General features: G+C 70.6%; 27 protein-coding genes. 16 read left to right on the plus strand and 11 right to left on the minus strand.

All coding sequences use genetic code 11. The features are described from left to right. Nucleotides 1-31: 31 nt before the first annotated feature. Nucleotides 32-817 (minus strand): ComF family protein, encoded by a 786-nt coding sequence (locus tag DDZ18_RS11460; protein ID WP_199241154.1) that lies wholly within the window; start codon nt 815-817, stop codon nt 32-34. On the opposite strand from DDZ18_RS11460, the gene DDZ18_RS11465 reads away from it, so the two are divergent. Next, nucleotides 799-1,740, plus strand: a complete 942-nt coding sequence (locus DDZ18_RS11465; protein ID WP_109253528.1) for a methyltransferase domain-containing protein — start codon at nt 799-801, stop codon at nt 1,738-1,740. The genes DDZ18_RS11460 and DDZ18_RS11465 overlap by 19 nt on opposite strands. On the opposite strand, the gene DDZ18_RS14310 is transcribed toward DDZ18_RS11465, so the two are convergent. Genes DDZ18_RS14310 through DDZ18_RS11480 form a run of 3 tightly spaced genes read right to left on the minus strand, consistent with a single transcriptional unit; the run spans nt 1,737 to nt 3,406 of the window. Continuing rightward, nucleotides 1,737-1,889, minus strand: coding sequence for a Flp family type IVb pilin (locus DDZ18_RS14310; protein ID WP_109253609.1), 153 nt, complete (start codon nt 1,887-1,889; stop codon nt 1,737-1,739). The genes DDZ18_RS11465 and DDZ18_RS14310 overlap by 4 nt on opposite strands. Beyond that, a complete protein-coding gene (locus DDZ18_RS11475; protein WP_109253529.1) occupies nt 1,886-2,323 on the minus strand; it encodes a (deoxy)nucleoside triphosphate pyrophosphohydrolase in 438 nt (145 codons plus the stop codon). The genes DDZ18_RS14310 and DDZ18_RS11475 overlap by 4 nt, the downstream gene beginning before the upstream one ends. A gap of 39 nt (nt 2,324-2,362) precedes the next feature. Further along, nucleotides 2,363-3,406 (minus strand): peptidylprolyl isomerase, encoded by a 1,044-nt coding sequence (locus tag DDZ18_RS11480; protein WP_109253530.1) that lies wholly within the window; start codon nt 3,404-3,406, stop codon nt 2,363-2,365. 121 nt (nt 3,407-3,527) lie between these two features. Here DDZ18_RS11480 and secA point away from each other — a divergent pair, with 121 nt between their 5' ends. Together secA and DDZ18_RS11490 are read left to right on the plus strand one after the other, a co-directional pair. Beyond that, entirely contained in the window at nt 3,528-6,305 is a 2,778-nt protein-coding gene (gene secA / locus DDZ18_RS11485) for a preprotein translocase subunit SecA (protein WP_109253531.1), read from the plus strand. After that, nucleotides 6,283-6,765 carry a GNAT family N-acetyltransferase gene (locus tag DDZ18_RS11490; protein ID WP_109253532.1) on the plus strand — a complete coding sequence of 161 codons (483 nt, stop codon included), beginning with the start codon at nt 6,283-6,285 and terminating at the stop codon, nt 6,763-6,765. The genes secA and DDZ18_RS11490 overlap by 23 nt, the downstream gene beginning before the upstream one ends. A 7-nt stretch (nt 6,766-6,772) precedes the next feature. Here the strand turns inward: DDZ18_RS11490 and DDZ18_RS11495 are convergent, their stop codons facing one another. From DDZ18_RS11495 to DDZ18_RS13945, 4 genes are all read right to left on the minus strand, one after another. Then, nucleotides 6,773-7,753, minus strand: a complete 981-nt coding sequence (locus DDZ18_RS11495; protein WP_109253533.1) for an acetyl-CoA carboxylase carboxyltransferase subunit alpha — start codon at nt 7,751-7,753, stop codon at nt 6,773-6,775. Between the two features lie 130 nt (nt 7,754-7,883). Next, a complete protein-coding gene (locus DDZ18_RS11500; protein ID WP_109253534.1) occupies nt 7,884-8,816 on the minus strand; it encodes a tyrosine recombinase in 933 nt (310 codons plus the stop codon). Then, nucleotides 8,813-10,474: a hypothetical protein gene (locus DDZ18_RS14160; RefSeq protein WP_109253535.1), complete on the minus strand. Its 1,662-nt coding sequence runs from the start codon at nt 10,472-10,474 to the stop codon at nt 8,813-8,815. Before DDZ18_RS14160 ends, DDZ18_RS11500 begins: the two co-directional genes overlap by 4 nt. Continuing rightward, entirely contained in the window at nt 10,458-10,598 is a 141-nt protein-coding gene (locus DDZ18_RS13945) for a hypothetical protein (RefSeq protein WP_158272145.1), read from the minus strand. Before DDZ18_RS13945 ends, DDZ18_RS14160 begins: the two co-directional genes overlap by 17 nt. Before the next feature lie 122 nt (nt 10,599-10,720). Here DDZ18_RS13945 and DDZ18_RS11510 point away from each other — a divergent pair, with 122 nt between their 5' ends. The 3 genes from DDZ18_RS11510 to DDZ18_RS11520 are packed head-to-tail and all read left to right on the plus strand — an operon-like array spanning nt 10,721 to nt 13,687. After that, nucleotides 10,721-11,281 (plus strand): shikimate kinase, encoded by a 561-nt coding sequence (locus tag DDZ18_RS11510; protein WP_109253536.1) that lies wholly within the window; start codon nt 10,721-10,723, stop codon nt 11,279-11,281. Continuing rightward, nucleotides 11,278-12,393: a 3-dehydroquinate synthase gene (gene aroB, locus DDZ18_RS11515; protein WP_109253537.1), complete on the plus strand. Its 1,116-nt coding sequence runs from the start codon at nt 11,278-11,280 to the stop codon at nt 12,391-12,393. Before DDZ18_RS11510 ends, aroB begins: the two co-directional genes overlap by 4 nt. Next, entirely contained in the window at nt 12,377-13,687 is a 1,311-nt protein-coding gene (locus DDZ18_RS11520) for an HlyC/CorC family transporter (RefSeq protein WP_199241156.1), read from the plus strand. Before aroB ends, DDZ18_RS11520 begins: the two co-directional genes overlap by 17 nt. Here DDZ18_RS11520 and DDZ18_RS11525 read toward each other — a convergent pair. Beyond that, nucleotides 13,662-13,934: a BolA family protein gene (locus DDZ18_RS11525; RefSeq protein WP_233245820.1), complete on the minus strand. Its 273-nt coding sequence runs from the start codon at nt 13,932-13,934 to the stop codon at nt 13,662-13,664. The two genes, DDZ18_RS11520 and DDZ18_RS11525, sit on opposite strands and share 26 nt — an antisense overlap. A gap of 52 nt (nt 13,935-13,986) precedes the next feature. Here DDZ18_RS11525 and DDZ18_RS11530 point away from each other — a divergent pair, with 52 nt between their 5' ends. From DDZ18_RS11530 to DDZ18_RS11545, 4 genes are all read left to right on the plus strand, one after another. Beyond that, on the plus strand, nt 13,987-14,613 hold the full coding sequence (locus DDZ18_RS11530; protein ID WP_109253539.1) for a J domain-containing protein: 627 nt from the start codon (nt 13,987-13,989) through the stop codon (nt 14,611-14,613). A gap of 107 nt (nt 14,614-14,720) precedes the next feature. After that, nucleotides 14,721-15,710, plus strand: coding sequence for a cobaltochelatase subunit CobS (gene cobS, locus DDZ18_RS11535; RefSeq protein ID WP_109253540.1), 990 nt, complete (start codon nt 14,721-14,723; stop codon nt 15,708-15,710). Nucleotides 15,711-15,722: 12 nt separating this feature from the next. Further along, nucleotides 15,723-17,663 carry a cobaltochelatase subunit CobT gene (gene cobT, locus DDZ18_RS11540; RefSeq protein ID WP_109253541.1) on the plus strand — a complete coding sequence of 647 codons (1,941 nt, stop codon included), beginning with the start codon at nt 15,723-15,725 and terminating at the stop codon, nt 17,661-17,663. A 5-nt stretch (nt 17,664-17,668) separates the two neighbouring features. Beyond that, nucleotides 17,669-18,682, plus strand: coding sequence for an esterase-like activity of phytase family protein (locus DDZ18_RS11545; protein WP_109253542.1), 1,014 nt, complete (start codon nt 17,669-17,671; stop codon nt 18,680-18,682). Between the two features lie 281 nt (nt 18,683-18,963). Here the strand turns inward: DDZ18_RS11545 and DDZ18_RS11550 are convergent, their stop codons facing one another. Continuing rightward, nucleotides 18,964-20,655 (minus strand): amidohydrolase, encoded by a 1,692-nt coding sequence (locus DDZ18_RS11550; protein WP_109253543.1) that lies wholly within the window; start codon nt 20,653-20,655, stop codon nt 18,964-18,966. 109 nt (nt 20,656-20,764) lie between these two features. After that, nucleotides 20,765-21,055 (minus strand): 50S ribosomal protein L28, encoded by a 291-nt coding sequence (gene rpmB, locus DDZ18_RS11555; protein WP_109253544.1) that lies wholly within the window; start codon nt 21,053-21,055, stop codon nt 20,765-20,767. 196 nt (nt 21,056-21,251) lie between these two features. Between rpmB and DDZ18_RS11560 the strand changes: the two genes are divergently transcribed. The 6 genes from DDZ18_RS11560 to DDZ18_RS11585 all read left to right on the plus strand — a co-directional run bounded on the left by DDZ18_RS11560 (nt 21,252) and on the right by DDZ18_RS11585 (nt 26,584). Beyond that, nucleotides 21,252-22,037, plus strand: a complete 786-nt coding sequence (locus tag DDZ18_RS11560; protein WP_109253545.1) for a DUF3108 domain-containing protein — start codon at nt 21,252-21,254, stop codon at nt 22,035-22,037. Between the two features lie 70 nt (nt 22,038-22,107). Then, nucleotides 22,108-24,645 (plus strand): helicase-related protein, encoded by a 2,538-nt coding sequence (locus tag DDZ18_RS11565; RefSeq protein WP_109253546.1) that lies wholly within the window; start codon nt 22,108-22,110, stop codon nt 24,643-24,645. Continuing rightward, the gene (locus tag DDZ18_RS11570) at nt 24,642-24,938 is read left to right on the plus strand and encodes a S4 domain-containing protein (RefSeq protein ID WP_109253547.1); all 297 of its coding nucleotides are present in this window, start codon (nt 24,642-24,644) and stop codon (nt 24,936-24,938) included. The genes DDZ18_RS11565 and DDZ18_RS11570 overlap by 4 nt, the downstream gene beginning before the upstream one ends. Further along, on the plus strand, nt 24,939-25,385 hold the full coding sequence (locus DDZ18_RS11575) for a tellurite resistance TerB family protein (protein WP_109253548.1): 447 nt from the start codon (nt 24,939-24,941) through the stop codon (nt 25,383-25,385). Nucleotides 25,386-25,458: 73 nt separating this feature from the next. Continuing rightward, a complete protein-coding gene (gene fdxA, locus DDZ18_RS11580) occupies nt 25,459-25,800 on the plus strand; it encodes a ferredoxin FdxA (protein WP_109253549.1) in 342 nt (113 codons plus the stop codon). Between the two features lie 265 nt (nt 25,801-26,065). Then, a complete protein-coding gene (locus DDZ18_RS11585) occupies nt 26,066-26,584 on the plus strand; it encodes a CarD family transcriptional regulator (RefSeq protein ID WP_109253550.1) in 519 nt (172 codons plus the stop codon). The last annotated feature ends 32 nt before the right edge of the window (nt 26,585-26,616 follow it).

Raw genomic sequence — 26,616 nt, forward strand, 5'->3', positions numbered from 1 at the left:
CCGGGCGTTGCGGTCGGACTGGTAACACCCCCTATTTAAGCGGGTCCACCGGCCTTACAACGCGCGAGAGCGTTATCGCCATCACATCCGCGGCGCCGCCGCGCGCGAGCGCGCGGGCGCACGCCTCCAGCGTCGCGCCGGTCGTGTAGACATCGTCGATCAGCACCAGCCGCGCCCCGCGGACTCGCCCCGGGTCCCGCGCCGCGAACGCGCCCGAGACATTGCGCATGCGCGCCTTGGCGCTGCGCCCGCCCTGGCTCGGCGTGGGCTTCACGCGCGCCAGCGCATGGGCGTCGACCGGAAGCCCCGTGACGCGCGACACCGCCCGCGCCAGCAGCAGCGACTGATTGAAGCGCCGCGCCCGCAGCCGCCGGCGATGCAGCGGCACGGGCACGAGCGCATCGGCGTCGGCGAGCAGGTCGCCGCCGGCCCGCGCCATCCAGCGGCCGAAGGCGGCGAGTCCGTCCGTGCGCCCGGCGTGCTTGAGCTGCAGCGCCAGCGCGCGGCTCGCCGCGTCGTAGACCAGCGCCGAGCGCGCCCGGGACACCCTCGGCGGCCGCGCCGCGCAGGCGCCGCACACCGCGCCTTCCCCGGCGGGATAGGGAAAGGGAACCCCGCACGCCGCGCACCAGGGCGGCTCGAGGAAGGCGATCTGCGACCAGTCGGCCGGCGTCAGCCGGCCGGGCGCGTCGACCTCGGCGTTCGACAGGGGCGAGAGCGGCGGCCAGACGAGGTCGGCCAGCGCCGCGAGCGCGGCGCGGGCTTTTCTTCGCGCCGCCGCCGGTCCATATCGCGGCCATGGATCCGGACGCGCCATCGCCCGCCTCCTCCGGACCGCCCGTCCTGTTCGACCGGGCGCTCGTCCGCGTGCGCCGGAATCGCGCCGCACGCGAATTCTCACGTTACGACTTTCTCCACGCCCGTGTCGCGGACGATCTGCTCGACCGCGTCGAATCGGTCAGCCGGGATTTCGACACCTGCCTGATTCTGGGCGGCGGCGGAGCCGTGGGGCGCGCACTCGCGGAGCGGCCGCACGCCGCGGAGAAGATTGGAACGCTGATCGAGGCGGACCTGTCCGAACCAATGGCGCGCCGCGCCGCCGGCCCGGCGCTGTGCCTCGACGAGGAGCGCCTGCCGATCGCGGATGCAAGCGTCGATCTCGTGCTGTCCTGCCTGTCGCTGCACTGGACCAACGATCTCGTCGGCGCGCTGGTCCAGATCAATCTGGCGCTCAGGCCCGACGGTTTCTTCGCCGGGGCGATGCTGGGCGGCGCGACGCTCACCGAGCTGCGCCAGGCGATGCTCGCCGCCGAAAGCGAGGTCAGCGGCGGCGCGGCGGCGCGGGTCTCGCCGTTCGCGGACACGATCGATCTGGCGGGGCTGCTCGGCCGGGCCGGCTTCGCCATGCCGGTCTCCGACGTCGACCGGCTGAAGGCGCGCTACCCCGACGCCGGGGCGCTTATGCGCGATCTCAGGGGCATGGGCGAGACGAGCGCGCTTGCCGGCCGGCCCCGCACGCCGGCGGGGCGGGCGCTGTTCGAGCGCATGGAGGCGGTCTACGCAGAGCGCTTCGCCGAAGACGACGGCCGCGTTCCGGCGAGCTTCGAGATCCTGCATGCGGCGGGCTGGGCGCCGCATCCCGACCAGCCGCGGCCCAAGCGGCCCGGTTCGGCGCAGGCGCGCCTGGCCGATGCGCTCGGCGCAAAGGAGGTTTCAGCGGGCGAGAAAGCCGGCGGTTAGCTGAAGCCGTTGACCACGTCCCAGGCCCAGCCCGTCAGCGTGCCGCCGATCGAGGTGGTGGCGCTGATGATGACGATGGAGATGATCCCCGCGATGAGGCCGTACTCGATCGCCGTCGCCCCGCTCTCGTCGGCGAGGAAGGCGCTCAGTCCAGAACGCGCGCGCCGCTGAGACGGTCGCGCAGCTCCGCGGCCAGCGGCACGTCCGGCGCCGGCATGTCGAAGCGATCCAGCTCGGTCGGCCGCGCCCAGGCGATCTTCTGGCCTTCCTTCGGGTCGGGGAACCCGTCCCAGCGCCGACACACGTACAGCGGCATCAGGATCTGCCGCCCGTCGCTCATCGGCTGCGACGCGAAGGCGAATGGTTGAAGACATCGCTCGCACGGTTCCACTCCCAGCTCTTCCCTCAGCTCGCGGACGACGGCCTGTTCCGGCGTCTCCGCGGGCTCGACCTTGCCGCCGGGAAACTCCCAGAGACCGGCCTGCGGTTTGCCCTGAGGACGACGCGAGAGCAGGACCCGGCCGTCCGCGTCGAGCAGGGCGCAAGCCGCCACCAGCAAGAGCGAGCCGTTGGACGATGTCATGGATCGGCGCTCCGTTCGAGCTTTCCCGCCCGGCATGGTTTATCCCGGGTTACCTTGAGAGGCGGTCCCGTCATCCCCCTCTGCGCCGTCGGATTCCGACGTCGGCGCGCGCAGGCCGGGCGGCGCCGGCGAGGCGACGCGTGTGACGGGATAGGTCTCGCGGATCTCGTCGAGCAGGACGCGGATCCCCTCGAGCGTGAGGAAGCGCACGATACGCGCGCGCATCTCCTCGAGCCCCGGCCGCGGGCGATTGCGCCGGTCGGTCACCTCCAGGACATGCCATCCGTACTCGGTCTGGAAGGGCTCGGACACGCCGCCCACCGGCAGCGAAAAGGCGATCCTGGCGAATTCCGGCAGAATCCCGTCGCGGGTGAACCAGCCCAGGTCGCCGCCCTCGAGCCGGGTGTTCGGATCCTGGCTGACCTGGCGGGCGAGCTGGGCGAAGTCCCGGCCCTCGCTCAGCAGCCGCGCGATCTCGCGGGCCTCTTCGCGGGTGTCCACCAGGATGTGGCGGGCGCGCAGCTCGCGCTCCGCCGGGGCGAGATCCATCTGCTCCTCGTAGACGCGTTCGATCGCATCCTCGGTGACCGCGTCGGACACCGCCGTCTCGACGAGGACATTGCCGATGATGCGCTCCTCGGCGGCCGCGAGGCGCCGCCGCGCCTCGGGCGAGTCCGCCAGGCCCCGCCGGCGCGCCTCCAGCGCGAGCAGGCGCTGCTCGATCAGCTCGTCGAGCACTTCCTGGAATGCGGCGTCGGAAGGGTCGAGCGCGGCGGGATCCTCCACGATCTCCTGGGCGGCCGCCTCGCGGCGGACATCGGACTCGTAGATGACCGTCTCGCCGACGCGGGCGGCGACGGCGTCGTCGGCGTCCTGCGGGGGCAGGTCGAGGAAACGGAATGCGACGTCCCCGCCGCGCGTCTCCGCCTCGTCAACCAGCGGCTCGGTGTCGACGTCCGGCTCGGCCGAGCACGCCGCGGCGGCGAACGCGCAGACCGCCGCCAGCACCGCGGCGATGCGGCCGCGAGGCGTCGCTCCGGCGGGGATGCGGCGCCGCCCGGGCGCGGGGGGTTCGATTGACACTTTTCCGCGGCCTCCTTAAGTCACCGGGAACTTCGGCCCGGACCGACGCCCGGCGCCCGCGCCCGTTCGGCGCGGCCGGGCGATCCTGTTTCGACACCGCCTCCTCGAAGGCTGATACGTCATGCTCAACCTCGCCCGCAAGTTCTTCGGCTCAGCCAACGATCGCACGCTCAAGCGTCTCGAAAGCCAGGTCGAACGGATCAACGCGCTGGAGCCGGACTTCGAGGCGCTCGACGACGCCGCGCTCAAGGCCAAGACCGCGGAGTTCCGCGAACGCCTCGACAACGGCGCCAAGCTCGACGACCTGATGCCGGAGGCCTTCGCCGCGGTGCGCGAGGCCGCCAAGCGCAGCCTCGGGCAGCGCCATTTCGACGTCCAGCTGATGGGCGGCATCGTGCTGCATCGCGGCGACATCGCCGAAATGAAGACCGGCGAAGGCAAGACGCTGGTCTCGACCCTGGCGGCCTATCTCAACGCCCTGCCGGGCAAGGGCGTCCACATCGTCACCGTCAACGACTATCTCGCCGCCCGCGACTCCGAGTGGATGGGCCAGGTCTATTCCCGCCTGGGCCTGACGACCGGCGTGATCGTTCACGGCATGATGGACGAGGAGCGCCGCCAGGCCTACGCCTGCGACATCACATACGGCACCAATAACGAATTCGGCTTCGACTATCTGCGCGACAACATGAAGTACTCGTTGCGCGAGATGGTGCAGTTCGGCGGCCGGCCGAAGGAGAAGGCCACGCACGCCTACGCCATCGTCGACGAGGTCGACTCCATCCTGATCGACGAGGCGCGCACGCCGCTCATCATCTCCGGGCGCACCGACGACCGGACGGATTTCTACAAGACGATCGACACGATCATCCCGCTGCTCGACGAGGACGACTACGTCATCGACGAGAAGGCGCGCTCGGTGACCTTCACCGAGGACGGCAACGAGCATGTCGAGGAGGTCCTGCGCGAGAACGGCCTGCTCGAGAGCGGCGACCTCTACGACATCGAGAACATCTCCGTGGTCCACCACGTCAACCAGGCGCTGAAGGCCCACAAGATCTTCCAGAAGGACAAGGACTATATCGTCCGCGAGGACAAGGTCGTCCTGATCGACGAGTTCACCGGCCGGATGACGCCGGGCCGCCGGCTCTCCGACGGCCTGCACCAGGCCATCGAGGCCAAGGAGGGCGTCGAGGTCCAGCCCGAGAACCAGACGCTCGCCTCGATCACCTTCCAGAACTATTTCCGGCTCTACGACAAGCTCGCCGGCATGACGGGCACCGCGGCCACCGAGGCCGAGGAGTTCGAGGGCATATACGGTCTGCAGGTCGTCGAGATTCCGACCAACGTGCCGGTGGCGCGCCTGGACGAGGACGACGAGCTCTACCGCACCGCCGCCGAGAAGAACGCGGCCATTCTCGACTGCATCGAGGAGGCCCACGCCAAGGATCAGCCCATTCTCGTCGGCACGGTCTCGATCGAGAAGTCGGAGAGCCTTTCGGCGCTGCTGAAGAAGCGCAAGATCAAGCACCAGGTGCTCAACGCGCGCTATCACGAGCAGGAAGCCGGCATCATCGCCCAGGCCGGCGTGCCCGGCGCGGTGACCATCGCCACCAACATGGCCGGCCGCGGCACCGACATCCAGCTCGGCGGCAATGTCGATTTCCGGATCGCCGACTGGATCGAGGCGCAGAAGTCCAAGGACAAGGAGCCGACCGAGGCCGAGATCGCCGCCGAGCGCGAGAAGATCGCCGCCGACGTCGCCGAGAAGAAGCGCAAGGCCATCGAGGCCGGCGGCCTGTTCGTCATCGGCACGGAGCGCCACGAATCCCGGCGCATCGACAACCAGCTGCGCGGCCGCTCCGGGCGGCAGGGCGACCCGGGCCGCTCGCGCTTCTTCATCTCGGTCGAGGACGATCTCTTGCGCATCTTCGCGCCCGAACGCCTCGACGGGATCATGCGCGGGCTCGGCATGAAGGAGGGCGAGGCCATCCAGCACCCCTGGATGTCCAAGGCCGTCGAGACCTCCCAGAAGAAGGTCGAGCAGCGCAATTTCGACATCAGGAAGAACATCCTGAAGTTCGACGACGTCATGAACGACCAGCGCAAGGCGATCTTCGAGCAGCGCATCGAGTTCATGACCGCCGACGACGTCACCGACGTGGTTCGCGACATGCGCCACCAGGTCGCCGAGGATCTCGTCGCCCGCCACATCCCGCCGAAGGCCTTCGCCGACCAGTGGGACGTCGAGGGCCTGCACGAAGCCGTCGAGAAGTATTTCGGCCTTGAGCTGCCCATCAAGGACTGGGCGGCCGAGGAAGGCATCGCCGACGAGGAGATCACCGAGCGCCTGATCAAGGCCGCCGACGAGGCCTACGCCGAGAAGGCCGCCGACACCGGTCCGGAGCTGATGCGCCGGGTCGAGAAGCAGATGCTGCTGCAGACCATCGACCTGAAATGGCGCGAGCATCTCCAGCATCTCGACGCGCTGCGCTCGGTCATCGGCCTGCGCGGCTACGCCCAGCGCGATCCGCTCAACGAGTTCAAGACCGAGGCGTTCTCGCTGTTCGAGCACCTGCTCGACGATCTGCGCTTCGAGACGACGCGCATCCTCTCCAACGTGCGCATCGAGGCCGCCGCCCCGCCGCAGCGGCCGCAGCCGCCGGAGGACATCCAGGCCCGCCACGCCGATCCGCTCACCGGCCGCAACGAGATGGCCGACGGACCGGACAGCCCGCGCGAGACTGCGCCGGCGAGCCCGATCGCGAGCCGCCGCGCCGCGCCGGAAGTCAATCCCGGCGATCCCTCGACCTGGGGCCGCGTGCCGCGCAACGCGCCCTGCCCCTGCGGCTCGGGCAAGAAGTACAAGCATTGCCATGGCGTCGTCGGCGCGCGCTGACGCGCCGGTCCTGCGACCCGCCCGGTCCGACGAACGCGACGCGCTCGACGCGCTGATCCTGCGATCGAAGGCGTGGTGGGGTTATGACGCCGCGATGATGGCCGTCATGGCGCGCTGGCTGCGCGCCGACCCCGACGCGATCGAAGATGGCCGCTGCCGCGTCGCCGAAGCCGGCGAGCAGCGCCTCGGCGTCGCCCAGCTCGGCCGGCTCGAGAACGGCGCGGTCGAGCTCGAGCTTCTCTTCATCGATCCCGCCGCCATCGGAAGCGGCGTCGGCCGCGCGCTCTACGACTGGGCGCGCGAAGCCGCCCGGCGCGCCGGCGCGACGCGCATGACGATCCTCGCCGACCCGCAATCGCGCGGCTTCTACGAGGCGATGGGGGCGCGTTTCGTGGAGGACCGGCCGTCGCAGGCCGTGCCGGGACGGACCCTGCCCTGGCTGGAGCATCCGCTCGGCTGAGGCCGCGCTACTCTTCCAGCAGGCTGCGCCCGATCGCAAGGAAGCGCTCGCGGCGGCGGCGTTTGAGTTCGGCGGCGTCGAGGCCGTCGAGGCTCGACAGCGAGGCCTCGATCGCGTCGCCCACGCGCGTCATGGCGAGCGCGCGATCGCGATGGGCGCCGCCGACGGGTTCGTTGATGATCTCGTCGATGATCTTCAGCCCGATCAGGTCCTGGGCCGTGATCTTCATCGCCACGGCGGCGTCCTTGGCCCGGGCCCCGTCGCGCCACAGGATCGAGGCGCAGCCCTCCGGCGAGATCACCGAATAGATCGAGTGCTCGAGCATGAGGACGGTGTTGGCCGAGGCGACGGCGACCGCGCCGCCCGAACCGCCCTCGCCGGTGATCACCGAGACCAGCGGCGTGCCGAGCGTCAGGCAGCGCTCGGTCGAGCGCGCGATCGCCTCGGACTGGCCGCGCTCCTCCGCGCCGACGCCGGGATAGGCCCCGGCGGTGTCGACGAAGGTGACGACCGGCAGGTCGAAGCGCTCGGCGAGATCCATCAGGCGGACCGCCTTGCGATAGCCCTCCGGCCGGGCCATGCCGAAATTGTGGTGCAGCCGGCTCTGGGTGTCGTGACCCTTCTCGTGGCCCATGACCAGGACCGGGCGGCCGCGGAACCGGCCGAGCCCGCCGACGATGGCGTGGTCCTCGCCGAAGCGGCGGTCGCCGCACAGCGCCTCGAAATCGGTGATGAGATGCTTGAGATAGTCGCGCAGGTGCGGCCGCTCGGGATGGCGCGCGACCAGCGTCTTCCGCCACGGATCGAGCTTGGAATACAGCGACTTCAGCTGGTCGGCGGATTTCTGGCGCAGCTTGGCGATCTCGTCGGCGAGATCGGGCGCGTCATCGCCGTTGTTCGCGGCGACCGACTCCAGCTCCTCGATCTTGGCGTCCAGTTCGGCGACGGGACGTTCGAAGTCGAGATAGGTGCGGGTCGGGTCGGACATCCGGAAACCTGAATTCTGCGGAGTTCGGCGGCGGCCGCGGGCCCGGTCCGCCGAGGACGGCGGGGAACCTAGCCGCAGCCCCCGGCGAGGGCAATCGTGCGGCCGTCCCTGCAAGGCGCGGGCCGCAGTTTCATTCCTCGGGCTCGCGCGCGAGCGGGTGGGCGTCGTGGACGAGCGCCTTCAGGCGCGCCTCGAGCACATGGGTGTAGATCTCCGTCGTCGACACGTCGGCGTGGCCCAGCAGGGTCTGAACGCTTCGGAGGTCGGCTCCGTTCGCCAGCAGGTGCGTGGCGAAGGCATGGCGCAGCACGTGCGGGCTCACGCGGGCCGGGTCGAGACCGGCCGCGACGGCGAGCTCGGAGAGGATCTGGGCGAAGCGCTCGCGGGTGAGATGGCCCCGCCGCGCAGTGGCGGACGGGAAGAGATAGCGCTCGGCCTTGCGCCGCCGCGGCGAGCCCTCGCCCGGCAGGTGGCGCGCGCGGACCGCCTTGTAGGCGGCGACGGCGTCGAGCGCGCTGTCGGTGAGCGGGACCAGGCGCTCGCGCCCGCCCTTGCCGGTGACGACGATGCAGCGCTCGGCGCGCGCCAGCGCGGCCAGCGGCAGGGCGACCAGCTCGGAGACGCGCAGCCCGCCGGCGTAGAGCAGCTCGAGCAGCGCGCGGGCGCGCACCCCGGCGTCGCCCTCCAGGGTCTCGGCGGCGTCGAACAGCGCCTCGACCTCGGCCTCGGAGAGCACCTTCGGCAGCGGCCGCTGCTTCTTCGGGCCCGTCAGCCCGGCGGCGGGATCGTCTGCGCGCATGCCCTCGCGCAACAGGAAGCGGTAGTAGCGCCGCGCGGCCGACAGCCGCCGCGCCGCCGTCGCCGCCGACAGCCCGTCGGCGGCCATGCCCGAGAGGACGGCTTCGAGATCCGGCTCCCTCGCCGACTCGAGGGCGACGCCGTCGGCGGCGAGCCGGCCGGCGATGTCGGCGAGATCGCGCCGATAGGCGTCCAGCGTGTGAGGCGAGGCACCGCGTTCGGCGGCCATCATGTCGAGGAAGAGCGCGACAGTGCGCTCGCTCACCCGGCCTCCTCCTCGGCGACGGCTTCCAGGATGAAGCGCCGCGCCTCGGCCTCCAGCCCAACGCCGCGCAACGCGGCCGCCGCGGCGGCGTAGGCCTCGGGATCCTCGGGATGGGCCTCGATCAGGCGCGCGGCGTGGAGCTGCGTCTCGCCGAGCGCGCCGGCCGCCGCCGACAAGAGCGCCGGCGCGGCGATGACCATGCCGGCCTCCTCGGGCCGGTCGCCGCCGGTCATGGCGGCGCGCAGCTCGCCCGACGCCGGCGCGCCCAGCGCGGCCAGCGCGGCGGCCTGCGACAGGCGCGGCAAGCTGGCGGTCTCGATGCGCGCGGCGAGCAGCGCCTCGAAAGCGCCCGAGGCGATGTCGCCCTCGGCGATGGAGAGCGCATAGTCGAGCCCGACGAGCACGCGTGCTTCCGGCGGCGTCCATTCCGGCTCGACGGTCTCCGGCTCGAAGGTCTCCGGCGGGGTCAGCCCGGACGGGCCGTCAGCGGGATAATAAGCGCCGGAGGCCGGCTTCGGCGCGGTCTGCTCGATCACCTCCGGCGGCGGGCCCTCCGAGAGCGCCTCGCGCCACTCGCGGGCGGTGTCGAGATCGCCGGCGAGGACGGCTGCGAGCACGTAGACTGGCCCGTGGGCGAGGGTGTCGGCGGTGATAGGCAGGCTCGCGATCTCCGGGCCATAGCCGCGCGCGACCTCGACGAAGCGATCCGCCGCCGCGGCGTCGTCGAGCCGCATGCCCAGCGCTTCGGCGGCGATGGTGCGGTCGAGATCCTGGTGCACGAGCGCGCCCAGCGCGGCGTCGCGCTCGGCGCCCTCCATCACGGCGGCGGCCTCCAGCGCCTCGGTCAGCGTCTCGGGCAGTTCGATCGGCGGGCCCGTCCGTTCGGCGGCGCGATGCAGCCAGCCCGGCGCGTCCTCGGCTGGAATGATGGCGCGATCCGGCGAGGCGGCGTGGGCGAGCGCCAGCTCGAGCCCGGTGTCCGGCCGGACGTCTTCGGGCGCGGGCCGGTCGAGGGTGTAGGCGTCGAACAGCGCGTCGAAGCCCGCGTCGGCTTCGCTCGCCCGGGCGAGCTCGGCGGTGAGCTCGGCGGCGCGGACATTGTCGTCGAAGGCCAGGCACGCCGCCCGGGCGCGCAGCCAGTACGGCGCCTCGCGGCCCTCCAGCAGGGCGTCGGCGGCCCGGCAGGCGGCGTCGAGCCGACCCAGCGCGAAGCCGGTTTCGGCGAGCAGGCGCGACAGCGCCGGCGATTCGTTCACCCGCGGCGTGCGCTCGAGCAGGTTGAAAACGGGCTCTGCGCGGCCGGCCGCCAGCGCCCGGTCGGCGCGCAGCGCGGCGAGCGCGAAGGCGTCCCGGCCGTTCTCCGGCGGCTGTCCCGACGACAGCAACGCGCGCTCGGCCAGCCGGGCGGCGACCGGCGAGGTCCAGCCCGCGCCCTCGGAGTCCGGCAGCGCCTCGAGCACCGCGCGCAGGGCGATCGCCTCGCCGCTCGACCAGACGTCGTCGTCCAGCACGTCGAGCACGCCGACCTCGAACGGATCGACGTCGCCCAGCTCGGCGACCTGGATGTCGGCCGGCTCGCGGCCGCCGCCCTGGGCGAACGCAGGCGCGGAAACCGCCGCGGCGAGCGCTGCGGCGGCGAGACTATTCCACCAGGTCATCGGTCACCTCGATCCGAATCTCTTCGGTCTCCGGCGCCAGCCCCTCGGCCATCACCAGCAGCGCGACGAAGCCCGCCGCCAGCAGCACCCCGATGACCAGCACGCCGATGAGAAATCCGCGCATGACGCGCCCTCCGTTTCGCGATCACGCCTCGGCCGCACTCTAATCGAGCGAATGCGGCCATTTCCAGACAGGACGGGCCCGCGATTGCCCGCCGCAGCATGCGTGCTTATACCCGATCGGTGATGAACGCGACGGACCCGCTGGACGCGCTGGAGCGCACGATCGTGCTCGTCGGGCTGATGGGAGCCGGAAAGACCACGGTCGGACGCCGCCTGGCGCGCCGGCTCGGACGGCCGTTCAAGGACGCCGACGCCGAGATCGAACGCGCCGCCGGCCGCTCCGTGCCCGACATCTTCGCCGATTTCGGCGAGAGCGCTTTCCGCGACGGAGAGCGCAAGGTGATCGCGCGCCTGCTGGAAGAGGAACCGCCCATGGTTCTGGCCGTCGGCGGCGGCGCCTTCGTCGATCCCGACACCCGGCGCCTCGTCAAGGACGAGGCCGTCTCGGTCTGGCTTCGCGCAGAGCTGCCCGTGCTCATGGAGCGCGTCTCGCGGCGCGACACGCGCCCGCTGCTGCACAACGAGGATCCCGAGGCGGTGATGGCGCGGCTGATGGAGGAGCGCGCGCCGGCCTATGGCGAGGCCGACCTGGCCGTGGACTCCGCATCCGGCTCGCACGAGAAAACCGTCGAGGCGATCGTCGCCGCGCTGCGCGACCATCTCGCCGGAACGGCCCCGTCATGACCGGCCCGTTGCGTGTTCCCGTCGAGCTCGGCGACCGCCGCTACGAGGTGCTGATCGGGCCGAACGCGCTCGAGGCCGGCGCCGACGCGTTGCGGGCGCTCTGCCCGCGCGGCCGCGCGCTCATTGTCGCCGACCGGACCGCGTTTGACCGTCACGGCGCGCGGCTGAACGCGGCGCTGGACGAGGTGTCGCTCGAACCGGTCGTGTTCGAGATCGACGGCGGCGAGGCGGCCAAGAGCTGGGACCAGCTGGAATCGCTGGTGGATTCGCTGCTGGACGCCGGGATCGACCGCACCGAGACGGTCATCGCGTTCGGCGGCGGAACGATCGGCGATCTCGCCGGCTTCGCCGCCTCCATCGTCAAGCGCGGCGTCGGCTTCGCCCAGATCCCCACGACGCTGCTGGCCCAGGTCGATTCCTCGGTCGGCGGCAAGACCGGGATCAATGTCCGCCAGGGCAAGAACCTGGTCGGCGCCTTTCATCAGCCCGCCCTGGTGCTCGCCGACACGGGGCTGCTCGCCACCCTGCCCGGCCGCGAGGTGCGGGCGGGCTACGCGGAGATCGTCAAGGCCGCGCTGATCGGCGACGCCGCGCTGTTCGACCGGCTCGAGGCCGCCGGCGCGGACGCCCTCGACGGCGGGGCGCTGGCCGAGGCGGTCGCCGACGCGGTGGCCTTCAAGGCGCGCATCGTCGCCGAGGACGAGCGCGAGCGCGGGCCCCGCGCCCTGCTCAATCTCGGCCACACCTTCGCCCACGCCTTCGAAGCCGAGGCCGCTCCCGGCGCGCTCGTTCACGGCGAAGCGGTCGCCTGCGGGCTGGCGCTCGCCTTCCGTTATTCCGCCCGTCTCGGCGCCTGTCCGAAGGCCGACGCCGAGCAGATCGCAGCCCATCTCGAGGCGGTCGGCCTGCCCGCGCGCATCGGCGATCTCGCCGGCGGGCCGTTCGAGGCCGAACGCCTGCTCGCGCGCATGGCCGGCGACAAGAAAACCGTCGGCGGGGCGATCACGCTGATACTCGCGCGCGGGATCGGCGAGGCCTATATCGCGCCGAGAGCGGACGCGCGCGATCTCGCCGCGTTCCTGGAAAGGGAAATCGATGACCATTCAGTTTGAGCCGTGGATGCTCTGGTCGGCCTTGTCGATCCTCGCCCTGCTGCTGATGTCGGGCTTCTTCTCGGGATCGGAGACTGCGCTGACGGCGACGTCGAAGGCGCGCATGCTGTCTCTGGAGAAGGACGACGACCTCCGCGCCGCGCGCGTCAATCGCCTCATCGCCGACCGCGAGAGCCTGATCGGCGCCATCCTGCTGGGCAACAACCTGGTCAACATCCTCGCCTCGTCGATCGCCGCGGCGATGTTCCTGGTGATGTTCGGCGAGGCCGGCGTGCCCATCGCCACGCTGGTGATGACACTGCTGGTGCTGATCTTCGCCGAGGTGATGCCCAAGACCTACGCGCTGTCCAATCCCGACCGGATGGCGCTGGCGGTCTCGCTGCCGCTGCAGTTCTTCGTCCGCGTGTTCGCGCCGATCGTCGCCGCCGTGCAGGCGCTGGTTCGCGCCGTGCTGCGGCTGGCCGGCGCCGATGTCGAGGGGCCCGTCCTGTCGGCGCGCGAGGAGATCCGCGGCCAGATCGACATGCACCACCAGGAAGGCGGCGTGGTGAAGCATGACCGCGACATGCTCGGCGGCGTGCTCGACCTGCGCGAGCTGACCGTCGACGACGTCATGGTCCACCGCAAGAACCTGATCATGCTCGATTTCGATCAGCCCGCCGCCGAGCTGGTCGACGCCGCGCTGACGAGCCCGCACACCCGGCTTCCGCTCTATCGCGACGACCCGGAGAACATCGTCGGCGTGCTCCATGTGCGCGACCTCGCCCGAGCGCTGCACGAAGCCGACGGCGACGCGGCGAAGGTCGACATCGAGGCGATCAAGCGCGAGCCCTGGTTCATTCCCGAGACGACCGAGCTGTTCGACCAGCTCAACATGTTCCGCTCCAAGCGCGAGCACTTCGCCCTCGTCGTCGACGAGTACGGCGCGCTGATGGGCGTGGTCACGCTGGAAGACATCCTCGAGGAGATCGTCGGCGAGATCGAGGACGAGCACGACATCGCCATGGCCGGCCTCACCCCGCAGCCCGACGGCAGCGTCATCGTCGACGGCGGGGCGGGCATCCGCGACGTCAACCGCGCGCTCGACTGGGACCTGCCCGACGACGAGGCGGTGACCATCGCCGGGCTGGTCATCCACGAGGCCCAGACCATTCCCGAGCCCGGCCAGGTGTTCAGCTTCCACGGCGTGCGCTTCGAGATCCTCGAACGCCGCCGCAACCAGATCACCCGGATGCGCCTGAAGCCCGAAGCGCCGCTCGAGGGGGAGGCTACTCCCCCGGCGCTTTCGCCGTGACGCTGAGCGCGTGAAGCCCGGCCTCGAATTCGTCGGCCAGCGCGGCGTTGACCAGGCGGTGACGCTCGACGCGCGACTTGCCCGCGAAGGCGTCGGCTACGATCTCGACGACGAAATGCGTGCCGCCGCGCCCATGAGGATTGCCCGCATGACCGGCGTGGCGCGCGCTGTCGTCGACGACCGACAGCGCCTCCGGCGCGAAGGCCGCCTTGAGCGCCTGCTCGATCCTGTGTGTCGTTTCCGTCAAGAACCGCTCCCGTTTATTGCCCGCTAACAGCGCGGACCCCATACTTTGCGCGATGGCCGATACGTTCCAATACAAGCCGCGGTTCAAGGATATCCGCATCAAGCCGCCGCGCGACGAGCCGCGGATGGACGAGCGCGAGTGCGAATATCCCCGGTGCCGGCGCAAGGCCGAGGCGCGCGCGCCCAAGGCGCCGGACCGCCTGAACGAGCACTACTGGTTCTGCGCCCGCCACGCCGGGGAATACAACAAGTCCTGGAACTTCTTCGAGGGCATGAGCGAATCGGCGGTGCGCGCCTACCAGGAGAGCCTCGCCTACGGCCATCGCCCGACCTGGAGCTTCAAGGCCGGCGCCTCGACGCGCAAGAAGGCGGAGCACGCCTCCGTCGACTGGCAGCGCGCCTTCTTCGACCCGTTCTCGCTGTTCGGCGAGCGCCCGCCGCCGGGTCACGACCGCGCGCACAGCGAACCGGAAAAGCGCCGCCACGGCCGGCTGGTCGAAAAGGCGCTCGATACGCTCGGGCTCGAATACGAGGCCGAGAAGGCGAGCGTGCGCAAGCGCTACGCCGAACTCGTGCGATCCTACCATCCCGATTCGAACGGCGGCGACCGGTCCTTCGAGGACCAGCTGCAGAAGGTCGTGGCCGCCTACCAGATCCTGCGCAATTCCGGCCTGGCCTGAGGCGATCGGGCCTGTTTCACCGGCGGTGGTGGCGCCGGGGCCTTGCGCACGCTAACTAGAGAGCGGCGGGCGCGGCCCGCGCGATCCTCGAGACACACGCGAGCTACATGACCGATACGGACCTGATTTCCTCCACGCCCGACACGACGGCCGACTGCCGGAAGCTGTTCGGCTTCGACCCCGGCTTCAAGGTTCCCGCCTTCTCCGGGCGCGACGAACACGTTCCGCAGATCGACGACACCTATGTCTTCGACGCGCCGACGACGCGGGCGATCCTGGCCGGCTTCGCCTTCAACCGGCGGGTGATGATCCAGGGCTATCACGGCACCGGCAAGTCGACCCATGTCGAGCAGGTCGCCGCGCGGCTGAACTGGCCGATGGTCCGGGTGAATCTCGACAGCCATGTCAGCCGCATCGACATGGTCGGCAAGGACGCCATCGTCGTGCGCGACGGCCAGCAGGTCACCGAGTTCCAGGAAGGCATCCTGCCCTGGGCGGTGCAGCGCCCGGTCGCGATCCTGTTCGACGAGTACGACGCCGGCCGGCCCGACGTGATGTTCGTGATCCAGCGCGTGCTGGAGGCCTCGGGCTCGCTCACCCTGCTCGACCAGACCAAGGTGATCCGCCCCAACCCGTTCTTCCGCCTGTTCGCGACGACGAACACCGTCGGGCTGGGCGACACGACGGGCCTCTATCACGGCACCCAGCAGATCAACCAGGGCCAGATGGACCGCTGGTCGATCGTCTCGACGCTCAACTACCTGCCCTTCGAGACCGAGCGCGACATCGTGCTCGCCAAGCTCGGCGAATTTGGCAAGTCCGAGGCCGGCGACAAGCAGGTCTCCGACATGGTCAAGGTCGCCGACCTCACCCGCGAGGCCTTCATCAACGGCGACCTGTCGACGGTGATGAGCCCGCGCACCGTGCTGACCTGGGCGGAGAACACGCAGATCTTCGGCGATACGGGCCAGGCGTTCCGGCTGACCTTCCTCAACAAGTGCGACGAGCTCGAGCGCCCGATCGTGGCGGAGTTCTACCAGCGCGTCTTCGGCGAGAACCTGCCCGAAGGCGCGGTGAAGCCCGGCGAGGCGGCGTAAGACGCGAGGCGCATGACCGAGCACTCCCCGTCCGACGACTTCAAGCGCGCGCTCACCGCGGCGACGCGATCGATCGCGAAGGACCGCGAACTCGAGGTGAAGTTCGGCGGCGAGGCGGCGCGGTCCGTCGAGGGCCGGATCGTCCTGCCCAACCCGCCCGACGACATCTCCGAGGAGAAGGCCGCTTCGCTGCGCGGCAAGGCCGACGCCGCCGCGCTGCGCGCGGCGCTGCACGACCAGGCCGCCCACGCCAAGGCGATGCCGCCCGGCGCGCGCGCGCGCGGCATCTTCGAGGCCGCCGAGCAGGCCCGCTGCGAGGCGCTCGGCGCGCGCGCCATGAAGGGCGTCGGCGACAATCTCGACGCCGCGCTCGTCGAGAAATCCCTGCGCGAGGGCTGGAACCGCGTCGAGGACCGCCAGTCCGCGCCGATGTCCGAAGCCGTCTCGATGCTGGTGCGCGAGCGCATCTCCGGCCGGCCTGCGCCCGAGGAGGCCAAGGGGCTGATGGAAGTCTGGCGCGACGATCTCGAGGCCGCCGCCGGCGAGGCGCTCGACGCGCTCGCCGAAGAGGCCGGCGACCAGGACGAGTTCGCCCGGGCGCTGCGCCGCGTGATCCGCGATCTCGATCTCTCCGACGAGCTCGGCGAGGACGCCGAGGACGACAGCCAGGACGACGCGCAGGACGACGCCGGTGTGGAGAACCAGCCCCAGTCGGGCGACGAGGACGGCGACGCCAAGCCCGAGGGCGGCGACGACGAGGAGACCCAGGACGCCAAGGGCACGGCGGCCGACTCCGAGGACATCCACTTCTCCGAGGACAGCGGCACCAAGATCGAGGCCGACGACGAGCCCGGCGACCAGTTCCAGGCCGCGCGGCCCAACTGGGTCCGGCCCGAGGGCGAGGACCCCAACGCCTACAAGGTGTTCACGACGAAATACGACGAGGTCATCACCGCCCAGGACCTGTGCGACGTGGAGGAGCTGACCCGCCTCAGGCGCAATCTCGATCATCACCTGAAGGGGCTGGAGGCCGCCGTCGGCCGGCTCGCCAACCGCATGCAGCGCCGGCTCATGGCCAAGCAGCAGCGCTCCTGGCAGTTCGATCTCGAGGAGGGCGTTCTCGATCCGGCCCGTCTGCCGCGGGTGATCATGGATCCCATGCAGCCGCTCTCCTACAAGCAGGAGAAGGACACCGAGTTCCGCGACACCGTCGTCACGCTGCTGATCGACAATTCGGGCTCGATGCGTGGCCGGCCGATCCTGGTCGCGGCCGCCTGCGCGGATATCCTCGCGCGCACGCTCGAGCGCTGCGGGGTGAAGTGCGAGATTCTCGGCTTCACCACCCGCGCCTGGAAGGGCGGCCGCTCGAAGGAGGACTGGCTCGCCGCGGGCAAGCCCCCGAACCCGGGCCGGCTCAACGATCTCAGGCACATCGTCTACAAGGCCGCCGACGCGCCCTGGCGGCGCTCGCGGGTCAATCTCGGCCTGATGCTGCGCGACGGGCTGCTGAAGGAGAACATCGACGGCGAGGCCCTGCTGTGGGCGCACCAGCGCCTGCTCGGCCGGCCCGAGCAGCGCCGCATCATGATGGTCATCTCCGACGGCGCGCCGGTCGATGACGGCACCCAGTCGGCCAACTCGCCGGCCTATCTGGAGAAGCATCTGCGCGAGGTCATCGACCTGATCGAGACCAAGTCCGACGTCGAGCTTCTCGCCATCGGCATCGGCCACGATGTCACGCGATATTATCGCAGGGCTGTTACGCTGCTCGACGTCGAGCAGCTCGCCGGCGCGATGACCGACCAGCTCGCCGCGCTGTTCGACAAGGACCCGCGCCGCGCCGCGCGCGGGCGTCGACGCGCGCCCTCGCCGGAGCGTTCGGAAGCGCGGGCGCGGTCCGGCCGCGATCTGTCGGCGCTCAAGCGCGCGGTGACGTCCGACCTCGGGAGGTAAGCGCCATGATCCGTCTCGCCGCCGTCTTCGCCCCGGGCCTTCTGTTCGCCGCGGCGTGCGAGGCGGGCGAGGCGGAGATCGCGGTGAGCGCCGCGCCGGTTCCGCTCTTCCCCGACGCCCCCGAGGAGCGCGCCCTCGACGGGCTGCGCTACGCCGGCGGGCTGGAGCTCGCCTCCGACCACGATCTGTTCGGCGGCTGGTCGGCGATCGAGATCAGTCCCGATGGGAACCGCCTGCTGGCGGCGTCCGATCGCGGCGCCTGGCTCACCGCGCGGCTGGACTACGACGCCCGCGGCGATCTCGCCGGCGTTTCCGATGTCGAGATCGCGCCCATGCTCGGCCCGGACGGAACGGCCCTGTCGGGAAACGCCGCCGACGCCGAAGGGCTCGCGGCATTGGGCGAGGGCCGCGTGGCGGTCAGCTTCGAGCGCGATCACCGGCTCGCCGTCTACGATCCGGGCGCGGACTGGAGCGGGATCGCCGAGGCGGTCCCCGAGCCCCTGCCCGCCCCGCCGGGCGCCGACAGGCTCAGATCGAACGGCGGCCTCGAGGCGCTCGCGGTCGCGGGCGGCGGCCTCTGGGCGGGCGTCGAATACCCGATCATAGACGGCCAGACGCACACGGTCTGGCGCTACGATCTCGCCGATCTATCCGTCGAGCCGGTCGGCCACTCGCTCAGGCTGGCGCTCGGCTTCGGACTGACGGGCATGGCGGAGGCCGGCGACGGCGATCTCGTCATCGTCGAGCGCTTCTGGGCGCGCGAGACCGGCGCCCGGATCCTGATCAATCGGGCGCCGACATCGCTGATCCGCGAAGACGGCGCCAATTTCAGCGACGACGGGCCGACGCGGCTCGCCCGGCTTGACCCGGAAATGACCGTCGACAATTTCGAGGGTGCCGCGATCGCCCGGATCGACGGCCGCGAGCGGCTCTTCCTGATTTCCGACGACAATTTCAGCGCCGATCAGCGCACGCTGCTTATGAGCTTCGAATTCGCCGAGGCGCCGGCGGCGGAGTGACAGGCGCTTGGAGAGGCTTTCTCTTTCCCGGCGAAAGCCGGGACCCAGCCATATTTGATCATGCAACGCCGCCTCCCTGGGCCCCGGATCAAGTCCGGGGAAGAGACGCGGAGGGCTGCGGTACAGCCGCGCTTGAGCCTGAAGGTGAATCCGCCTTGCAGTTGGTCGATGCGCGGCGGCCTCCCTCCCCTCGAGGGGAGGGTCGGGGTGGGGTGAAGGACAGCCCCCGCCCTCGCTAGTTCGCGGATTCCCTCTCCCCTGAGAGAGGGTGGGGGGAGAAACTACTCCGCCCGCCAGACGATCTCGCCCTCGACGACCGTCATCACCGGCCGCGCCTCGCGCAGCTGATCCTCCGGGACCGTCATCAGGTCGCGATCGAAGACGGAGAAGTCGGCGCGCTTGCCGATCTCGATCGTGCCCAGCTCGTCCTCGCGAAACGAGGCGTAAGCCGGCCAGATGGTGAAGAGCTTGAGCGCGGCGGCGCGGTCGAGCGCCTGCTCGGGATGCCAGCCCTCGCCGGAATAGCCCTCGAGATCGCGCCGGGTGACCGCGGCGTGGAACTCGATGCGCGCCTCGCCGCGCTCGACCGGGGCGTCGGAGCCGCCGGCCACGACGGCGCCGGACTCCACGAGATCGCGCCAGGCGTAGGCGCCCTCCAGGCGCTCGTCGCCAAGCCGGTCCGGCGCGAAATGCAGGTCCCCGATGGCGTGGGAGGGCTGCATCGAGGCGATGATCCCGAGCTCGGCGAAACGGTCGAGGTCTTCGGGATCGAGGATCTGGGCGTGCTCGACGCGCCAGCGCGGATCGGCGACGGCGCGCTCGTCGACGGGCACCGCGTCGAGGGCGGCCTCCATCCAGTCGAGCACGAGCCGGTTGCCGCGATCGCCGATGGCGTGAACGGCGAGCTGCACCCCGTCGCGGAGAGCCTGCTCCATGAAGGCGATGGTGTCGGCTTCCTCGAGCATCACCAGCCCGCGCGAGCCCGGCGCGTCCGAGTACGGCTCCAGAAGCGCCGCGCCGCGCGAACCGAGCGCGCCGTCGACATAGAGCTTCACGGTGCGCGCGACGACGCGTCCGTCGGCCTCGACGCGCGGAGCGGCTTCCGCGATCGCGGAATAGGCGTCGGGATTGGCCGCCACGTAATTGCGGATCGCGAAGCGGTCTTCCTCGGCGAGCCGCGCCATGACGTCGACGTCGGCGTAGGGCACGGACATGTCGTGGGCGCCCGTCCAGCCGGATTCGGCGAGCACCTGCGCGCCGAGCTCGAGCAGCGCGGCGCGCTCCTCGCCTTCGGGCGCGCCGACGAGATCGGCGAAGGGCGCCATCGCCGTGTCGATGATCATGCCCGTGGCCGCCCCGGCCTCGTCGCGCAGGATCTCGCCGCCATCCGGGTCGGGCGTGTCGGCGTCGATCCCGACGGCTTCCAGCGCGGCGGTGTTGGCGACCAGGGCGTGGCCGTCGGCGCGCGTCAGCACCACCGGGCGCTCAGCCTCGACTTCGTCGAGATCGGCCGCGGTCGGGAAGCGGTCCTCCGGCCAGTGCGTCTCGATCCAGCCGCGTCCGGCGATCACCGTCGCCGTCTCGTCGGCGGCGGCGTCGGCGACAGCGGCCTGCAATTCCGTGATCGAGCCGACATCCTCCAGGTTCAGCATGCGCTCGCGCTGGCCCACGCCGAGCACGTGGACATGGGCGTCGGTGAAGCCGGGGAACATCGCCGCGCCGGCGAGATCGACCTCTTCGGTGGCTTCGCCGACATACTCCGCCCCGCCTTCGGCGTCGCCGACATAGACGATGCGGCCTTCGTTGACGGCGACGAATTCGGCGGTCGGGCGGGCCTCGACGCCGGTGTGGATCGGCCCGCCGGAGAAGACCCGGTCGGCGGGCTCGACCGCGGCGGAATCCTCCGGTCCGGGGGCGGGTTCGCCGCAGGCGGCGACGGCGAGCAATGCGAGGGCGGAGACGGTCAGGCGCATGGCGAAAGTCCTCTTCAAACCCGGGCGGACGCTAGACGAGCCCGCCCGAAACGCAAAACGCCCGCCGGAGACCGGCGGGCGTTCGAAAACGGTTGTCCCGGCGCAGGCCTCAGGCGGCGGCTTCGCCGGCCTTCTTCAGCTCGCGCTTGATCTTGAGAGCGTTGGCCGAGAGGTCCTCGTCGCGCGCCTTCATCAGGAAGGCGTCGAGGCCGCCGGCGTGATCGACGCTGCGCAGCGCCTTGGCGGCGACGCGGAACTTGAACGCCCGGCCGAGCGATTCCGAGGCCAGCGTCACGTCGCACAGATTGGGACGGAAGCGGCGCTTCGTCTTGTTGTTGGCGTGGGACACGTTGTTCCCGGTAAGCGGACCCGTGCCCGTAAGTTCGCAGCGACGCGACATGGCTTGCACCCAGACCTTCGAATAAACGTCATCGCCGCCGCACAGGGGCGCGGCGCGAGAGCGGGCGTGTTACCGGACGCCCGCCGGGGCGTCAAGCACGCCGCGGCGCCGCAGTCACCCTCTTGCGGCCATAGTTTGCCAACATGATCTATAATGCGTTGTGATCGTCCCTGATCGAAACGGAGCCCGACCCGCCATGATCCGGATCGCCATCGCCGCTGCGCTTATGCTGGCCGCGCCCGCCGCGGCCGACGACGAGGCTGCGTCGACGACGCCGCCCGAGCAGCTCTATGTCGAGTACACCGGATCGCTGTTCTTCATCCCGGTCGCCGACATCTCGGTGAACGCCGGGTTCGGCGCCGACGGCTATTCCGCCGACGCCCGGTTTCAGAGCGCGGGCCTGCTGCGCTGGTTCGACGACACCGACATCGTGGCCAGCACCGGAGGCTATCGCGAGGGGCTGCAGCTGCAGCCGCAGCGCTACGAGCACATCAACCGGGCGAGCAACAAGGGCCGCGTGGTCGGCATCGATTTCGCCGAGGGCACGGCGATCCCGGACGTCCAGCCGCCCTTCGGCTCGATGGGCGAACCGCCCGCGAGCGAATCCGAGCGCGCCGGCGCGGTCGACCCGATCTCGGCGATGCTCGACCTCACCCTCAATCACGTCTCGCAGGAGGGCGAGCCCTGCAACGGCCGGGTCCCCGTCTTCGACGGCAAGGCGCGCTACGATCTCCGCCTCGAGTCCGGCGGATCGGAATCCGTTCGCACGCGCGCCTGGCGCGGCGACGCCGTCATCTGCCGGGCCTATCTCGAGCCGATCAGCGGCTATGATCCCGAGGACCGCCCGAGCGAGGAGGAGACGGCCCGCCCGGTGACGATCTGGCTGGCGCGCGTCAACGACGTCCACGTGCCCATCCGGTTCCGCGCGAACACCCAGATCGGCGAGATGACGATCCAGGCCCGCCGCCTCGTCGTGCGCTAGGCGAACCGCCGATTCTTTCGCAGTACAAGTCTTATAACGCCCCGCTGCGGCCTCTATCTTCGGGCTGCGCATGACGAGCGAATCCCGGATCACGGCGGTCCTCGGACCCACCAATACGGGCAAGACCCATCTTGCCCTGACCCGCATGCTGGGCCGGTCGTCGGGCGTGATCGGACTGCCGCTCCGGCTGCTCGCCCGCGAGATCTACGACAAGGTCGTCGCCGCCAAGGGTCCGCGCGCCGCCGCGCTGGTGACCGGCGAGGAAAAGATCGTCCCGCCGAACGCGCGCTATTTCGTCTGCACCGTCGAGGCGATGCCGCTCGATCTCAGGCCCGCCTTCCTCGCCGTCGACGAGGTCCAGCTCTGCGCCGACCCCGATCGCGGCCACATCTTCACCGACCGGCTGCTGCATGCGCGCGGGACGGAGGAGACCATGTTCATGGGCGCGGCCACGATGGGCCCGATGCTGCGCCGGCTGGTGCCCGACGCGGTGCGCGACCAGCGCGAGCGCTTCTCCGATCTCGGCTATGTCGGGCCGAAGAAGCTCTCCAAGCTGCCGCGACGCTCGGCGATCGTCGCCTTCTCCGCCGACGACGTCTACTCGATCGCCGAACTGATCCGCCGCCAGCGCGGCGGCGCGGCCGTCGTGATGGGCGCGCTCAGCCCGCGCACGCGCAACGCCCAGGTCGAGCTCTACCAGTCCGGCGAGGTCGACTACCTGATCGCCACCGACGCCATCGGCATGGGGCTGAACATGGATGTCGACCATGTCGCCTTCGCCGGGCTGAGCAAGTTCGACGGCCGGCGCCGGCGCCGCCTGCGCGCCGACGAGATCGGCCAGATCGCCGGCCGGGCCGGCCGCTTCCGCTCCGACGGCACGTTCGGCGAGACCGCCGACGCCCGCCCGCTCGATCCCGACGTGGTCCACAAGGTCGAGAACCACGAATTCGACCCGGTCGGCCGGCTGAGCTGGCGCAACACCGAGCTGGACTTCTTCAATCTCGAGGCGCTGCGCAATTCGCTGAACGCCCCCTCGCCCGACCGCAGCCTCGAGCGCGTGCGCACCGCAAGCGACGAGCAGGTCCTCGAAATCCTCGCCCGCGACCCCGAGATCCGCGACCTCACGCGCTCGACCGCGGCCGTCGAGCGGCTGTGGGACGTCTGCCGGACGCCGGATTTCCGCAAGACCACGATCGACGAGCACGCCCGGCTGGTGAAGCGCGTCTTCACCTATCTGATGATCGAGGGCCGCCTGCCCGACGCCTGGCTCGACGGCCAGCTCAGGCGCGTGGCGAAGACCCACGGCGACGTCGACGCGCTGTCGCAGCGGCTCGCCCATGTGCGCACCTGGGCCTATGCGGCCAACCGCGCCGACTGGACGCGCGATCCCGACCACTGGCGCGAACGCACCCGCGAGGTCGAGGACCAGCTCTCAGACGCGCTGCACGAGCAGCTCATGGGCCGCTTCATCGACAAGCGGACCTCGGCGCTGATCCGCGGCCTGCGCGAGAAGACCGATCTCGCCGCCGGCGTCGATCACACCGGCGAGGTCACCGTCGAGGGCCATTTCGTGGGCCGGCTTTCGGGCCTGCATTTCCGGCCCGACGCCTCGCGCGGCCGGCTCGCCGAGCGCGCGGTGGCCAACGCCGCGATGAAGGCCGTTCGCCCGGAGGTCAATCGCCGGCTGGGCGCGCTCACCAAGGCGCCGGATTCCGACCTCGCGCTGGCCGACGACGGCGGTCTCGACTGGAAAGGCGAGACCATCGCCCGGCTCGCCCCGTCGGCCAATCCGCTGGCCCCGGCGGTAACGCTGGCGGGCGGCGAACTCGGCGCCGAAGAAGCCGTCGCGCGCGCCGAGCGCCGGCTCGAGCGCTATTGCGCGGAACGGGCCGCGAAGACGCTCGCCCCGCTCGCCGGGCTGCGCGAACAGGTCGACGGCGCGCGCGGGCTCGACGGGCTGGCGCGCGGAGTGGCCTTCCGGCTGGTGGAGAATTTCGGCGCCGCGCCGCGCCGGAGGCTGGCCAACGACCTCGACCAGCTCTCCAAGGCCGAGCGCCGCCAGCTGCGCGCCGCCGGCGTGCGCATCGGCGAGCACGCCGTCTTCCTGCCCGCCCTGCTCAAACCGAAGGCGGCGCGTCTCAACGCCCTGCTCAAGGCCGTCTGGGAAGGCCGCGCCGAGCACGCGTTCGACGCCCCGCCCGGACGCACCAGCCTGCCCGTCGAAGCCGGGCGCAGCGAGTCCGACTACGCCGCGGCGGGCTATCAGCGCTGCGGACCGCTGGCGGTGCGCCTCGACATCCTCGAACGGCTGGCCGACCTCATCCGCGCCGGCCGGGCGGCGGGCGAAGGCAAGGCGTTCGCGCTCACCGCGGAGATGACCGCCCTGCTCGGCTGCACGACCGACGAGCTGCGCGGCGTGCTCAAGGCCCTGGGCTACACGCGAACCGCGCTCGCCGGCGAGGATTCGCCGGAGATGTGGAAGGCGCGGCGCAAGCCCGCCCGCCGCCGCAAGGCGGAAACCACCGCCTCGCCGCCCGCCGACACGCCCTTCGCCAAGCTCGCCGAGCTCGATATCGGACCGGGACACAAGAAAGGGGGCCGGCGATGAGCGCGCTCGACGCCGGCCAGCGCATCGATGTCTGGCTGTTCCGCGCGCGCCTGTTCAAGTCGCGTTCGGGCGCGGGCCGGTTCGTCGCCGACGGCGGCGTGCGGCTCGAACGCGACGGCCGGGTCGTTCGCGTCCGGCGCGCCAGCGCGGAGGTGCGCCCGGGCGACGTTCTCGTCTATCATCGCGGCGGCCGGCTGTTCCGCGTGACGGTGCGCGGCCTCGGCGAGCGCCGCGGTCCCGCGCCCGAGGCGCGCACGCTCTACGCCCTGGCCGATGCTGAAGAGGACGCGTGAATGCTCGATTTCCTGAAGAAGCTGTTCGGCGGCGGCGAGGCGGACGGATCGTCGGGCGGCGAGATCCGGCCGGAAACCGCGGCCGCCGCGCTGATGGTCGAAGCCGCGCTCGCCGACGGCGTCTACGCCAATGTCGAGGAGACCCGCATCGCGGGCATCCTGGAAAAGGCGTTCGAGCTGAGCGCCGACGAGGCGCGCACGGTGCTCGACGAGGCCGAGGACATGGCCGAGCGCGCGGTCGATCATCACAAGTTCACGCGCGTGGTGAAGCATCTGCCCCGGGAGAAGCGCGTCGCGCTGATGGAGCATCTCTGGGCGGTGGCGCTGGCCGACGGCGAGCGCGATCACGCCGAGGATTCGCTGCTGCGCCGGCTCGGCCCGCTGCTGGCGATCACCGATCGCGAGCGCGCCGAGGCGCGACAACGCGCCGAGGCCCGCGAACATTGACAAACCGTCCGCCGGGCCTCATGTCCGGCGCGCCGCCTGAAACCGCCGCATCATCCGGGACCTCTCGAGCGCGATGACCTACATCGTCACCGACGCCTGCATCCGCTGCAAATACACCGACTGCGTCGAAGTCTGCCCCGTGGACTGCTTCTACGAGGGCGAGAACATGCTGGTCATCCATCCCGACGAGTGCATCGATTGCGGGGTGTGCGAGCCGGAGTGCCCGGTCGAGGCGATCAAGCCCGACACCGAGGACGATCCCGACGGCAAGTGGCTGGCGCTGAACTCGAAATACGCCGAGAGCTGGCCCAACATCACTGTGCGCAAGGACCCGCCGGCCGACGCGGAGAAGTATGACGACGAGACCGGCAAGCTCGACAAGTATTTCTCGGACAAGCCGGGAACAGGCGATTAGCGCCTGTCGGTCGCGCGCCGTTTACGGCGTCTTCACGATTGCGCGAGAACGCCGCGGCCTTCGCGCCTGCAGCATTTGAATTTTTGTCGCTTTTGTGATAGTTTATCAAACTTCGTAAACGGCGAGTGGGTTCAACCCGCGTCGGTTCTGGTTCTGATTCGACTTTCTCGCGCATCTCGACTTTCCCCAGCCGGGGAGCGTGGGGGAGAGCTTTGTGCGATCCCGTCAGGCGATGAACCTACGCGCAACGACCAAGAGAGTGTCGATGAGCAAAAAAAGCGCGAATGACAACCGGACTTTCAAGAAGGGCGACTACATCGTCTACCCCGCGCACGGCGTCGGACGGGTGATCGGCGTCGAAAAGGAGACGGTGGCCGGGTTCGATATCGAGGTCTACGTGGTCTCGTTCGAACAGGACAAGATGACGCTGCGGGTGCCGACCGCGAAAGCGACCGCGTCGGGCATGCGGCCTCTGGCCAACGAGACGGTTCTCAAGGACGCGCTGAAGACGCTGAAGGGCAAGGCGAAGGTCAAGCGTACCATGTGGAGCCGCCGGGCCCAGGAATACGAGGCCAAGATCAATTCCGGCGACCTGATCTCGATCGCCGAGGTGGTCCGCGACCTGCACCGTCACGAGGACCAGCCCGAGCCGTCCTACTCCGAGCGGCAGCTCTACGAGTCGGCGCTCGACCGCATGGTCCGCGAAGTCGCCGCGGTCGAGAAGGTCGACCGCGAGAAGGCGATGGAGATGCTTTCGGAGACGCTGTCGGCGAAGGCCGCCTGACCTGAAGCGCTTCACAGGGACCGATCGACCAG

It is taken from the genome of Marinicauda salina, from assembly GCF_003122085.1.
Lineage (GTDB): Bacteria > Pseudomonadota > Alphaproteobacteria > Caulobacterales > Maricaulaceae > Maricicauda_A > Maricicauda_A salina.